Annotated in this window: 12 protein-coding genes; 8 read left to right on the top strand and 4 right to left on the bottom strand. The window is 65.8% G+C overall.

Features of this window, described 5'->3' with window-relative positions; all coding sequences use genetic code 11:
* Positions 1-8: 8 nt before the first annotated feature.
* Together PSR88_RS17115 and PSR88_RS17110 are read right to left on the bottom strand one after the other, a co-directional pair.
* The gene (locus PSR88_RS17115; protein WP_029538921.1) at positions 9-602 is read right to left on the bottom strand and encodes a thiamine pyrophosphate-dependent enzyme; all 594 of its coding nucleotides are present in this window, start codon (positions 600-602) and stop codon (positions 9-11) included.
* Positions 602-1138 carry a thiamine pyrophosphate-binding protein gene (locus PSR88_RS17110; protein ID WP_016881897.1) on the bottom strand — a complete coding sequence of 179 codons (537 nt, stop codon included), beginning with the start codon at positions 1136-1138 and terminating at the stop codon, positions 602-604. Before PSR88_RS17110 ends, PSR88_RS17115 begins: the two co-directional genes overlap by 1 nt.
* A 336-nt stretch (positions 1139-1474) precedes the next feature.
* On the opposite strand from PSR88_RS17110, the gene PSR88_RS17105 reads away from it, so the two are divergent.
* From PSR88_RS17105 to PSR88_RS17075, 7 genes are all read left to right on the top strand, one after another.
* Positions 1475-2875 carry an MFS transporter gene (locus PSR88_RS17105; protein ID WP_011595999.1) on the top strand — a complete coding sequence of 467 codons (1401 nt, stop codon included), beginning with the start codon at positions 1475-1477 and terminating at the stop codon, positions 2873-2875.
* A 58-nt stretch (positions 2876-2933) separates the two neighbouring features.
* Positions 2934-3593: a response regulator transcription factor gene (locus PSR88_RS17100; protein WP_009476313.1), complete on the top strand. Its 660-nt coding sequence runs from the start codon at positions 2934-2936 to the stop codon at positions 3591-3593.
* Between the two features lie 18 nt (positions 3594-3611).
* The gene (locus PSR88_RS17095; RefSeq protein WP_016881898.1) at positions 3612-5057 is read left to right on the top strand and encodes a sensor histidine kinase; all 1446 of its coding nucleotides are present in this window, start codon (positions 3612-3614) and stop codon (positions 5055-5057) included.
* A complete protein-coding gene (locus tag PSR88_RS17090; protein ID WP_029538924.1) occupies positions 5050-5976 on the top strand; it encodes a TAXI family TRAP transporter solute-binding subunit in 927 nt (308 codons plus the stop codon). The genes PSR88_RS17095 and PSR88_RS17090 overlap by 8 nt, the downstream gene beginning before the upstream one ends.
* 116 nt (positions 5977-6092) lie before the next feature.
* Entirely contained in the window at positions 6093-7283 is a 1191-nt protein-coding gene (locus PSR88_RS17085) for a CaiB/BaiF CoA transferase family protein (RefSeq protein ID WP_016881900.1), read from the top strand.
* 9 nt (positions 7284-7292) lie between these two features.
* Positions 7293-8072 carry an alpha/beta fold hydrolase gene (locus tag PSR88_RS17080; protein ID WP_029538926.1) on the top strand — a complete coding sequence of 260 codons (780 nt, stop codon included), beginning with the start codon at positions 7293-7295 and terminating at the stop codon, positions 8070-8072.
* Between the two features lie 211 nt (positions 8073-8283).
* Positions 8284-9219, top strand: a complete 936-nt coding sequence (locus tag PSR88_RS17075) for a LysR substrate-binding domain-containing protein (RefSeq protein WP_016881903.1) — start codon at positions 8284-8286, stop codon at positions 9217-9219.
* A gap of 11 nt (positions 9220-9230) precedes the next feature.
* Here the strand turns inward: PSR88_RS17075 and PSR88_RS17070 are convergent, their stop codons facing one another.
* The gene (locus tag PSR88_RS17070) at positions 9231-10382 is read right to left on the bottom strand and encodes an acyl-CoA dehydrogenase family protein (RefSeq protein ID WP_016882257.1); all 1152 of its coding nucleotides are present in this window, start codon (positions 10380-10382) and stop codon (positions 9231-9233) included.
* Positions 10383-10664: 282 nt separating this feature from the next.
* Here PSR88_RS17070 and PSR88_RS17065 point away from each other — a divergent pair, with 282 nt between their 5' ends.
* Positions 10665-10967, top strand: a complete 303-nt coding sequence (locus tag PSR88_RS17065) for a WhiB family transcriptional regulator (RefSeq protein WP_011595991.1) — start codon at positions 10665-10667, stop codon at positions 10965-10967.
* 19 nt (positions 10968-10986) lie between these two features.
* Here PSR88_RS17065 and PSR88_RS17060 read toward each other — a convergent pair whose 3' ends face one another.
* Positions 10987-12189: a fatty acid desaturase family protein gene (locus PSR88_RS17060; protein WP_016881905.1), complete on the bottom strand. Its 1203-nt coding sequence runs from the start codon at positions 12187-12189 to the stop codon at positions 10987-10989.
* Positions 12190-12192 lie beyond the last annotated feature (3 nt).

Below are 12192 nucleotides of genomic sequence, written 5' to 3'. Positions count from 1 at the left end.
CGCTCTCGTCAGAAGGGGGAGAACCCGAATTCGGCCCGGAAGATGTTCTTGACGTGGATGCCGTCGCGCGGGGGTAGCACACGCGGGGCTTCTGCACTCGAGATGAGTACCTGCGCGAACGTCGTTCCGCGACGAGCGCGGACGTGGTCGCCGATCTGCGCGTACCCGTCGTGCGAGTCGATCCTCAATGTCGTCTCGATTCCGAATCCCTGTGCCACTGAGCAAAGGTCGGTTCCGAGACTGGAGTGACTCGGCTGCATCCCGGTCTCGCCGAAGTGGCCGTTGTCGAGTACCACGATGGTGAGATTGGGCGGAGCCTGGACGGCGATCGTCCCGAGTGCGCCGATTCCCATCAGTTGTTCGCCGTCGCCGGTGATCACTACGACGGATTCGTCGGGCTGCGCCAGCGCGAGACCGAGTCCGAGCGGTGTTGCGGCGCCCATGGCACCCCACAGATAGAAGTTGCGCGGCCTGGCGCCGGCGGCACACACGTCGTAGGAGGGCGACCCCAGCCCGGTGACCATGAGCGCGTCGGGTACCTCGGACAGCAGGTCTGCCACGAAGAGGCGTCGATCGATCCTGGATGTAGTATCGGCACTCATCACATGTTCTCCCACTTCTTGCGTCCGATCAGGCTCTGGCCCAGGAGGACTGCGACGCGCTCACCGGCCAGGAACGCGGAGTCGAAGGCCGCCGCGACCACATCTGCGACTTCGTCGGGATGATCTGCGCGGTGAACGGTGATCCCCATGATTTCCAGAGCCGCCTGAGTGGCTTGTCCCATCGGGCTTTGCCACGGGTTGAACTCGGCGTACTCCCCCCGCATGGTGACCAGCGTCAGAAACGGGAACTTGCACATCTCCAACAGCGAGAACATGTTGACGCAGTTACCCACTCCGCTGCTCTGCATGAGCAGAACCGACCGTTGGCCGCCGAGCCATGCTCCGCTGACGACCGCGACACCTTCTTCCTCGGTGGTCAGCACGACATCTCGGATGTCGGGGTCCTGTTGTGCCTCACGGATGGCGTGGGAATGTCCGGCATCGGGGACGTAGGCAATCTGTTTGACGTCTCCGGACTTCAGGATCTCGAAGATCTCCTTCTGCCATACCGGAGTCTCTTTCTCGACGGTCTGCATGGTGGCTCCTTCTTGGGGAAGTCGGTGTCGCCAATATTCTGATGTGTGATGGACGGCGTTGGAAAATGCTATTTCGTGATGGAACCATGCCGATCGGGCATGCGACCGTGGAACGTGAAGGCATGACAGGCGTCAACTCGGGTCGCGACGAGAAAAATGGCCTCGAGCTCGGCCGATGCCGATAAGGCTCACCCTCGGGTGGGCTCGGACCGACCCGCTGCGGTGCCGTCTAAAGCGAATGTAAGGAAAGCGGCCCATCCCTTCCCTCTCGCTGTGGTGGCGACCACATTGGTGTCAGTGGCTATGAATCATCACAGCAGTCGAGGAAGGAACATCATGCGACACACGACTTCGAACCCAACGTCGTCGACCGGCGAGAGGCGGGTTGTTGCGAACGTGGTTCGCGGCTGCATCGGCAACCTCGTGGAGTGGTACGACTGGTTCGTCTATGCAGCGTTCAGCGTGTTCTTCGCGGCGTCCTTCTTCCCGCAGAGCAGCACGACTGCCCAGCTTCTCTCCACGGCACTGGTTTTCGCCGTCGGATTCCTGATGCGCCCGATCGGTGGCTACATCTTGGGTCGATACGCGGACAGGTACGGGCGCAAGAACGCTCTGACGTTGTCGGTGCTGATGATGGCCGCAGGATCGTTGATCATCGCTGCGACACCGAGTTTCGAGGCGATCGGAATGCTCGCCCCGGCGTTGCTGGTGATGGCGCGGCTGATCCAGGGACTCTCCGTGGGAGGCGAATTCGCTTCCAGCGCGACGTACCTGTCCGAGGTCGCGACGCCCGGCCGACGCGGCTTCTACTCGAGCTTCCAGTACGTGTCGATCATTCTGGGTCAGCTCGCCGCGCTCGGCGTCCAGATCATTCTGCTGCAGCTTCTGACCATCGACCAGATGCAGGCCTGGGGTTGGCGTATTCCGTTCGTGATCGGCGCGATCGCCGCCGTGACCGTGATGCTCTTCCGTCGTGGGATGGACGAGTCGGACCAGTACAAGGAGGAAGCGGCCCAGATTGCTGCCGAGAAGGCATCCGGCACGAAGCCGTCGGCCAAGCGCGGCACCCTCCGCCTGCTGCTGCAGTACCCGAAGCAGCTCGCGATGGTGTTCGGCCTCGCTATCGGCGGCACCGTCGCGTTCTACACGTACACCACGTACCTGCAGAAGTACATGATCAACACCTCGGGGATCGCCCCGGAAACGGTGGCGTGGATCAACTTCGCCGCACTGTTCATCTACATGCTGCTGCAGCCCGTGGCCGGACTGATCTCCGACCGCATCGGTCGCCGCAAGGTCATGCTGTTCTTCGGTGTCGGCTCGACCGTGCTGACCGTCCCGATCCTGACCGTTCTCGGCAACACCACCAACGCGTTCGTCGCGTTCGGCCTGATGATGACCGGACTGGTCATCGTGACCGCCTACAGCGCGCTGAGCGCGATCGTCAAGGCGGAGCTGTTCCCGACGAAGGTCCGCGCGCTCGGTGTCGGGTTGCCGCACGCGATCACCGCCGCCCTGTTCAGTGGCACGGCCGAGCCTCTCGCGCTCGCTCTCAAGCAGGCCGGACATGAATCGGCGTTCTTCTACTACGTCGTCGGTTGCTCGGCGCTGACCCTGGTTGCCGCGCTGTTCATGGCCAAGGGCAAGGGCGGCACCACCCTCGATCCCGAGACGGAGAATCACGCCCGCGACGGACGCGAGGAAGACCGCGACGACCGCCGACTCGAGCGTGTCTGATCCCTCGTCCTCCGGCAATGTTCCCCCGGCGCACCGCGGCCGGGGGACAATGCCGGTTATGCGCATCGCGGTGGTCGAAGACGACGACGGCGTCGGCAACGCACTCGTTGCGGGACTGACCCGGCAGGCACACCAGCCCGTGCGGATGAAGTTCGGGTCGGAACTGCTGCTGCACCACGGCGAGGTGGACTTCGTCCTGCTCGATCTGGGGTTACCGGACCGCGACGGGCTCGAGGTGTTGCGTCAGCTCCGCCAGGTCAGTGCCGTCCCCGTCATCATCCTGACCGCCCGCGACGACGAACGTTCGGTGGTGCGCGGCCTGCGTGGCGGCGCCGACGACTACCTCGTCAAGCCCGCGCGTATGTCCGAGCTTTTCGCTCGCATCGAAGTGGTGCGCCGGCGAAGTATGGCCGTCGAAGGCGGCGCACCACGGGAAGTGGTCACCGGCGACGTCCGCGTCGACCTCGATTCCCGCACCGTCACCGTGGCGGGCACCGAGGTCGACCTGACGTCGAAGGAATTCGCCCTCCTCGAGATCCTGCTCGAGAACCCGGGGGCTGCGGTCAGCCGTCAGCAACTGATGGACCGGGTGTGGGGTGACGCGTTCGTGGCGGTCTCGCGTTCGCTCGACGTCCACATCGGCACACTGCGCGCCAAGCTGGACCGACCCGGATTGATCAGCACCATCCGTGGTTTCGGCTACCGGTGGGTGTGCTGACCTCGGGGTCGAAACGACATGCGCCGACGGCTACTGCTGATTCTCGCGATACTCGGATCCTGCGCGGTCGCGAGTTTCGCGATTCCCCTCGCGCTCGCGACTGCGGACGCGCGGACGCAGGAGTTCACACTCGGCCGCGAGGGCGACATCCAACGGTTCGCCGTCCTCGCCGAGGAGTACGTCAGGACCGGCGACCCGGCGCGGATCGCCGGCGAGGTCGAGGCGTACGACGACGTGTACGGCGAGGGCGTTCTGGTGGTCTCCACGCGTGGTGTCCCGACCCTCGGGGTAGGCCTCGACGGCGACGAACCCGGGATCGAGGCGGCGATTCGCAGCGGACTGCGCAACGAGCGGGTCTCCACCGTCGACCGGTTGTTCCCATGGAGCGACGACGAGGCGCTGTTCGTCAAGCCGGTGGGGTCGGGCGCTCAGGTGAACGGCACCATCGTGCTGCGCGCCTCGACCGCCGAGGCTCGCTCCGACATCCTCCGGCAATGGGCCGTGATCGCGGCCGGCGCGGTGCTGGCTCTGGCCGCGTTCGGCGTCCTCGCGATCGTCTTGAGCCGGTGGGTGCTCGGACCGCTCGCGAACTTGTCCAAGGGGATCGTGCAACTCATCCGCCGCATGCCCGACACGGGGATGCCGCAGACGTCCGCGCCGCCGCAATCGGTGCTGCCGGCCACGGCGGCAGGCGGGCCTCCCGAGGTGCGCCGGCTCGCGCATTCGTTCGACGTGATGTCTTCGGCGGTGCTGCGGGCAGCGGACGCGCAACAGCGCCTGATTGCCGACACCGCCCATCAACTGCGGAACCCGCTTGCGGCGTTGCAATTTCGCCTCGACCTTCTCGACGACGGTGTGCCGGACAGTGCGCGCGAGGATTATCACAGCGTGACCGAGGAGGCCAAACGCTTGCAGACCATTCTCGACAGCCTTCTCTCGCTCGCCTCGGCCGAGACACCGCGATTCGGGGCGGATCGATCCGAGGCGGCCTGCGACGCACTGTCGGTGGTGGCCGACCGGGTCGACTTCTGGTCGGTGACGGCCCGCGAACGTGGTGCACGTCTGGTCACCGTCGCGTCCCCCGACGTCGACCGTGTTCCGGTCGCGATCGCCGAGAACGATCTGTCCCAGGTGCTCGATGTGCTGATCGACAACGCATCCCGGTACGCAGGCCCGCACCCCACCATCGAGATCGGCGTCGTCGTGGAGCAGTCACCGGGCCGCTCTCCGGTGTGCGTGTGGGTGGCAGACGACGGTCCGGGAGTCCCGGAAGAGCTGCGCGACAAGCTCACCGACCGCTTCTTCCGGGCCAGCGACCAGGCCGGAACGGGACTCGGCCTGTCCATCGTCGAGGTCGTCACCGCGGCCTACGGCGGTCGTCTCGTCATCGACGAGGCCCCCGCCGGCGGTCTGCGCGTACGCTTGTGGCTCGAACCGCACGTGGAGAAGCTGGACGATGATTAGCCGGCGACAGTTCATCGGCGGTGTGGCCGCAGCGGTCGCACTGTCGGGATGCGCTCGTGCCCAGCCCACGGGGACGTACGAAATCGCGTCCGGGGAGCGCGACGGATTCCAGTCCGAGTTCGCCGAGTTGCTTGCGGACGTTCCGCCCCCCTCGGGTGGGGATCTCCGGTTGACGGTGCGCTACACCACCGGTTCCCTGGAGAACCTGTCGCTGCTGGCCTCCGGTGAGGTACTCATCGGGCTGACGCTGGCCGACTCCGCTGTCGAGTCGGCCACTCCGATGCTGGCCATCGGCCGGGTGTACGAAAACTATCTCCAGTGCGCGGTGCCCGCGCGCTCGCCCTTTCACTCGATGAAAGATCTTCGCGGCCAGACTATTAGTCTCGGCTCTCCCGGCTCCGGAACCGCACAAACCGGAAGGCGGGTCCTCGAGGCGAGCGGACTGACCGTCGACGACGTGACGGTGCGCCCGGTGTCACTCACCACCGTCCTCGACTCCCTGCGCGACGGTACGGTCGCCGCCGCACTGTGGGCCGGTGGCGTACCCACCCCGGCGGCGATGCCTCGGCCCGGGCACGGTCCGGACGGCGGGATCCGGCTACTCGACCTGTCTGCCGAGTACGTCGAGATGCGCAGGATCTACGGGCCCATGTACGAACCGGTTTCGGTCCCCGCCCGGACGTACGGTGACACTGCCGAGACCGCGACGGTGGGGGTTCCCAGCCTGCTCGTCGCGTCGCCGCAGCTGCCCGACGCCGTGGCCGGTGCCCTCGTCGACCTTCTCATCGATCGAGCCCAGGACCTGATCCCCCCCGATACTGTCGGCGCGCAGTTCCTCGACGCCCGATCACTGATCCAGACAGCCGGCGTCCCTCGCCATCCGGGGGCTGTCGAGGCGTACCGCCGTCACCACGGTTAGAAGGTGGCCGGGTACGGCCGGCAACCTCAAGTACGTGTAAAACCTGCCCCCACCCGATTGACGATGGCGCGTACATAGAGGCAAAATGGCCGTACATTTCGAGGAAGGCTGGCTCCATGGCATCGCAGACCGCCCTACCGCTCGCGGGGATCACAGTCGTGAGCATCGAACAAGCAGTTGCTGCACCCTTCGCGACCCGGCAACTGGCCGACCTCGGTGCCCGCGTCATCAAAGTGGAACGTCCCGACGCCGGCGACTTCGCGCGGCGTTACGACGAGACCGTGCACGGCGAATCGAGCTACTTCGTCTGGCTCAACCGTTCCAAGGAGTCGCTGACGCTGGACCTGAAGTCCGACGAGGGCCGCGGCATCCTCGAAAAGCTGTTGTCCACAGCGGATGTCTTCGTGCAGAACCTTGCGCCCGGCGCCGCATCCCGGATGAACCTCGACGCCCCGTCTCTCCAGCAGCGGTATCCCGCGCTGATTCCGTGCGACGTGTCCGGCTACGGCAACACCGGTCCCTGGTCCGATCGCAAGGCCTACGACATGCTGGTCCAGGGCGAATCCGGCCTGATGTCGCTCACCGGCCCCGACGAGTGCCCTTCCAAGGTCGGTGTGTCGATCGCCGACATCGCGGCCGGCATGTACGCCTACAGCGGGATCCTGTCCGCGCTGTACACGCGCGCAACCACCGGTACCGCCCGCGCGGTGGAGGTCGCTCTTTTCGAGGCGCTCGGCGAATGGATGGGATCGCCCGCCTACTACACCGAATGCGTTGGCACGCAGCCGAACCGGGTCGGATCGGAACACGCGACGATCGCCCCGTACGGCCCGTTCCCCACCGCTGACGGCACTGTCCTGCTGTCGATCCAGAACGACCGCGAATGGTCCGCGTTCTGCTCGGAGGTGCTCGGCGACGAGTCGATCGCCACCGACCCACGTTTCTGCCGCAACTCCGCGCGGGTGGCGCACCGTGAGGAATGCAACGCTCTGATCTCCGCGCGGACGCGTCTGCTCGACACGGACGACGCCCTAGCGCTACTCGACAAGGTGTCGATCGCCAACGGACGGCTGGGCTCCGTCTCGGATTTTCTGTCCCACCCGTCCCTGGCCGGACGTGACCGCTGGCGTGAGGTGGACACCCCGGGTGGTCCGGTGCGAGCGCTGCTGCCGCCGGCGAACCTCAGCGGTGTGGAACCACGATTCGATCCGGTTCCCGCTCTGGGTGCGCACACCGATGCCATTCTGGGGGAACTCGGTTACAGCGATGCGGCGATCTCCGAACTGCGTACTGCCGACTCGATCTGAGGCTCGGCAGTGCCCCACGCAGTGGCGTCCGATGGAACTCGAATCGCGTACCAGGTCAGCGGCGAAGGACCGCCGCTGCTGCTGCTCGCCGGTCAGGCCAACAACCACCACTGGTGGGATCGTGTTCGCGCGGACTTCGACACGCACTTCCGCGCCATCACAGTGGACTACCGCGGCACCGGAGCAAGCGACAAGCCCGAGACCGCCTACAGCACAATACTGTTCGCCGACGACGTGATCAGCGTGCTGGACTCCCTCGGCGTCGGGAGGGCGCACGTCTACGGCACGTCGATGGGAGGCCGGGTGGCGCAATGGGTCGCCGTGCGTCACCCGGAGCGTGCCCGCGCCCTGATCCTCGGCTGCACCTCACCAGGCGGAACGCACGCGGTGGAGCGCAGCCGGGAAGTCCGCGCGAGCCTGGCGCAATCCGACCCCGACCGGTCGCGCCGCGCCCTGCTGGAGTTGATGTACACGCCTGAGTGGCTCAGTCGAAATCCCGGACCCTACAACACCCTCGGGGACCCGGGCATGCCCGCGCGGGCCAAGCTCGCCCACTTGCGGGCCAGCAACGGTCATGACGCGTGGGATGCGCTGCCGTCGATCAGTGCACCGACCCTCGTCCTGCACGGGACCGACGACCTTCTGTCCCCGGCCGACAACGCACCCCTGCTCGCCGAACGGATCCCGAACTCCCGCGTGCACTTGCTCCCGGGCGCACGGCACGCGTACTTCGAAGAGGAGCGCACTGCCGCGGGCGCCGCGGCGATCGGCTTCCTCGCCGAAAGGTAAGCCTGCGTCCGCGAGTGGGGTCGAGGCGCGTTAGTTACCGGACCCGGGCATGGCGATGCCGACCTTCGCCGCTGACATGCCCTCCTGGCTCATGGCAGCCGGCTTTCTCGTCTGTTTGACCATTGCTATTCTTCGTTGTGATCGATGTCGCTCTTGCATATCGCCTGCTGATGGTGCGGGACGGCGAGTAGCTCGGGAAGGTGGTCGTCCGGTGGACGTCAAGCAGTTGACCGCACTCGTTGCGGTGGCGGACGCCGGGAGCGTGACCCGCGCAGCCGGGCTACTCCACTTGGTTCAGCCGGCGGTGACACGCCAAATTCACACGCTCGAACAGGAACTGGGTGTTCCCCTGTTCGAACGCAGCCGTGCGGGAATGGAATTGACGGACTCCGGCCGGCTCATGCTCGAGCGCGCCCGGAGGGTGCTGTCCGAACTCGAGCGGGCGCGCGCCGAGATCCGCCCGAATCCGGGAGTGCTGCAAGGGATCGTGACGGTCGGGCTTCTTTCCTCCACCTCCGAACTGCTCGCCGAACGACTCGTCGCGGCCGTGTTGCAGAAACATCCGGCGGTCCGGTTGCGAATAGTGTCCGGGTACGCCGGACACGTGCGGCAGTGGCTCGATGCCGGTGACATCGACCTCGGCCTGCTCTACAACCTGAAATCCACGTCTTCGCTCAACGTGCGAGCATTGCTCGCCGAAAACCTGTGGGCGGTTGCCCCGGCCGACGGCGGGCTCGACACCGGAGGACCGGTCACCCTCGAGGAAGTGGCGACCCACCCGGTCGTGATGCCCAGTGCGCCCCACGGAATTCGGACGTTGGTAGCGGAGGCGTGCGCGAGACTCGACATCGGTCTGAACATCGTCGTCGAGACCAACGAGGTGAGCATCCAGAAGAGACTCGTGCGAGCCGGTCACGGCTGGACGATCCTGCCGGGCATCGCCGTTGCCGGTGATGTCGCCGGCGGCGTTCTCAGTGCGGCGCCGCTCCATTCCCCGGCGGTCGAACGCACCGTCGTGCTCGCGTTACCGAGCGCCCCCCGGATCCCGCCTGCCGTGCACGCGGTGGCCGATCTGCTCGTCCGCCAGATGCGCGACGCCGTCGAGCACGGTGAGTGGCCGTCCGCTCACTGGAAGCCGGACAACTAGTCGCGCGCGAATCAGAGCCCTCCGCGCGATACGAGTTGCGAGACGATGACGTTGCGTTGGATCTCGTTGGTGCCCTCGCCGACGATCATCAACGGGGCGTCCCGGAAGTACCGCTCGACGTCGTACTCGGTGGAATAGCCGTAGCCGCCGTGGATGCGCACCGCGTTCAGGGCGATGTCCATCGCCACCTCGGACGCGTACAGCTTCGCCATCCCGGCCTCCATGTCGCACCGGTCACCGCTGTCGTACTGCTCGGCCGCGTGCCAGGTCAGCTGCCGGGCCGCGGTCAGCTTGGTCGCCATGTCCGCCAGGTAGTTGCCGATCGACTGATGCTTCCAGATCGGCTTGCCGAAGCTCTCCCGCTGCTGCGCGTACGCCAAAGAGTCCTCGAGCGCCGCCGTCGCCACACCCAGGGCCCGGCAGGCCACCTGGATGCGGCCGGTCTCGAGGCCCTTCATCATCTGCGCGAACCCCTTGCCCGGGGTGCCACCCAGGACCGCGTCCGACGAGATCCGGTAGTTGTCGAACGACAGCTCACACGTCTCGACGCCCTTGTAGCCGAGCTTGGGCAGATCCCGCGACACCGTCAGGCCGGGACCGTGCTCGACCAGGACGATCGAAATCCCCTTGTGCTTGGGGGACGCGGCCGGATCGGTCTTGCACAGCAGCGCGATCAGCCCGGACCGGCGGGCGTTGGAGATCCACGTCTTCGACCCGGAGATCACCAGATCGTCGCCGTCGATCTTGGCGTTGGTGGACATCGCCTGCAGATCCGACCCGCCGCCGGGCTCGGTCAGCGCCATCGTGGCCCGGATCTCGCCGGTCGCCAACTTCGGCAGATACTGCCGCTTCTGCTCCTCGGTGCCGTACAGCGACAGCAGCTTCGCCACGACGGTGTGCCCACCCATCGCCCCGGCCAGGCTCATCCACCCGCGGGCCAGTTCCTGGGTCACCTGCGCGTAACAGGGCATCGACACCGGAGATCCGCCGTACTCCTCCGGGACCGCCAGACCGTAGATCCCGATCTGCTTCATCTGCTCGATCCACTTCTCGGGGTACTCGTTGGCGTGCTCCACCGCCTGCACCGTCGGCTTCACGTCGCGGTCGACGAAGGCGCGCACCGTCTCGACCAGGTACGCCTCTTCCTCGTTCAGCTTGCCCATCACTCCACCTCGCACTCGCACAACATTTGTACGGCCATATTCTCCAATTTGTACTTCCGAGTCAAGCCTTCGCGTTGACATCGGCGCGCATTCGGTGCCACGATCTAGTCCTGATCGGTACCATCTCTGCTGGTCGAGCGCGCAGAATCCGATGAGAGGCATCGACCGATCTAATGGCCGTATGTACAGACCCTTCACATACCGAAGGGACGGAAGTGGTCCGAGCGGTCACCACGACCTCGCGTCGAGCGAACACCGTTTCTCACGAAAGAGGCGAGCAGGATGTCTCAGCACAGGATCGAACTCCAGCCGATCGCGCCCTCCGCGTCGGACTGGGATTGGCGGATGCACGCGCGTTGCCGGTCCATGGACACAGAGCTCTTCTTCCCGTGCGAGGGCGAAGGGCAGGGTGCACGCATTCGGCGAGAACGAGCCGCAAAGCATGTCTGCGAGCCCTGCCCGGTGCTGACCGAGTGCCGAAATCACGCATTGATCACCGGTGAGCAATTCGGCGTCTGGGGCGGCACGACGGAGAAGGACCGCCGGTATCTTCGACCACCCCGACTCGGTCGATTCCGTTCATGACGGCGAAATGCCCGCGGAGTCAACGCTGGTGCGCGCGCAGGGCGGTGCGGAGGCCCGTTCGACGTCCGGTGGCTCCGTCGGTGGGCGTGGTGGATGCTGTGCGGAATTTCAGTTCGGACGCGGTCTCGGGAGCATCGTCGGCGGTGGCGGACAGAAACCGGTCCGGGAGGGCCAACTTGTGGATGGTGCGCAGGGTCAAAAGATATTGCTTGGCAAGCGAACCCGTGGTGTAGGGCAGATCGTACTTCTCGCACAGTGCGCGGACCCGTGTCGCGATTTCCGGGTAGCGGTTGCTGGGGAGGTCGGGGAACAGGTGGTGCTCGATCTGGTAGCAGAGGTTGCCGCTGAGGAAGGCCAGCACCGCGCCGGCTCGGAAGTTGGCGGTGCCGAGCATCTGACGTAGATACCATTCCGCCCGGGTCTCGTTTTCCAGTTCGGCGGGGGTGAACTTCTCTGCGCCGTCCGGGAAGTGTCCGCAGAAGATCACGACGTAGGCCCACAGGTTTCGCAGTAGGTTGGCGGCGAGGTTCGCCTTCAGCGTCCGTCGCCACCGCCGCCCGCCGAGGGCGGGAAAGAGTACGTAATCCTTGCCGGTCTGCCGGGCTATCTTGCCGATCAGTGCTCGGGTGTGGCCGGACTTCTCGGCGGCGGTGCCTGCGCGCTCCTGTTCGGAATACAGCCCGTGCAGGGCGATACCCCATTCGAACGTGGCCGCCAGCAACAGGTTCCGCAGCGGTTGCAGAAGGTTGTCCGGTTTCCACGGCTGGTCGCGGGTGATGCGGATGACGCCGAATCCGAGGTCGTCGTCCATCCCGATCACGTTGCTGAACACGTGGTGGCGATAGTTGTGGGAGTACTGCCACTGGGACGACAGGCCCGCCATGTCCCACTCCCAGGTGCTGGAGTGGATTTCCGGGTCGTTCATCCAGTCCCACTGGCCGTGGGACACGTTGTGCCCGATCTCCATGTTCTCCACACTCTTGGCCACGGCGAGAGCCGTGGTCCCGAGTGCCCATCCGACGCGCGTCCGGCTTGCGTGAATCACCAGCCGCGCAGCGGCATCCAGCCCGCGCTGGAAGGCGATTGTGCGGCGGATGTAGGTGGCATCGCGCTCACCGAGTGAATCGGTGATATCCCGCCTGATCGCGTCGAGTTCGGTGCTGAGCGCCTCGACGTCCTCCGCTGAGAGGTGCGCATATTCCTGGATGTCGGATATCGCCATGGT

It is taken from the genome of Rhodococcus sp. DK176, assembly GCF_038447315.2.
GTDB classification, from domain to species: Bacteria; Actinomycetota; Actinomycetes; order Mycobacteriales; family Mycobacteriaceae; genus Rhodococcus_F; species Rhodococcus_F jostii_A.
This window is presented reverse-complemented; position numbering and strand designations above follow the sequence as displayed.

Bases quoted from the DNA above. Each gene is read 5' to 3' on its own strand.
- PSR88_RS17060 (WP_016881905.1), bottom strand. From the start codon at position 12,189: ATGGCGATATCCGACATCCAGGAATATGCGCACCTCTCAGCGGAGGAC.
- PSR88_RS17110 (WP_016881897.1), bottom strand. From the start codon at position 1,138: ATGCAGACCGTCGAGAAAGAGACTCCGGTATGGCAGAAGGAGATCTTC.
- PSR88_RS17070 (WP_016882257.1), bottom strand. From the start codon at position 10,382: ATGGGCAAGCTGAACGAGGAAGAGGCGTACCTGGTCGAGACGGTGCGC.
- PSR88_RS17065 (WP_011595991.1), top strand. From the start codon at position 10,665: ATGTCTCAGCACAGGATCGAACTCCAGCCGATCGCGCCCTCCGCGTCG.
- PSR88_RS17115 (WP_029538921.1), bottom strand. From the start codon at position 602: ATGAGTGCCGATACTACATCCAGGATCGATCGACGCCTCTTCGTGGCA.
- PSR88_RS17100 (WP_009476313.1), top strand. From the start codon at position 2,934: ATGCGCATCGCGGTGGTCGAAGACGACGACGGCGTCGGCAACGCACTC.
- PSR88_RS17095 (WP_016881898.1), top strand. From the start codon at position 3,612: ATGCGCCGACGGCTACTGCTGATTCTCGCGATACTCGGATCCTGCGCG.
- PSR88_RS17090 (WP_029538924.1), top strand. From the start codon at position 5,050: ATGATTAGCCGGCGACAGTTCATCGGCGGTGTGGCCGCAGCGGTCGCA.
- PSR88_RS17085 (WP_016881900.1), top strand. From the start codon at position 6,093: ATGGCATCGCAGACCGCCCTACCGCTCGCGGGGATCACAGTCGTGAGC.
- PSR88_RS17105 (WP_011595999.1), top strand. From the start codon at position 1,475: ATGCGACACACGACTTCGAACCCAACGTCGTCGACCGGCGAGAGGCGG.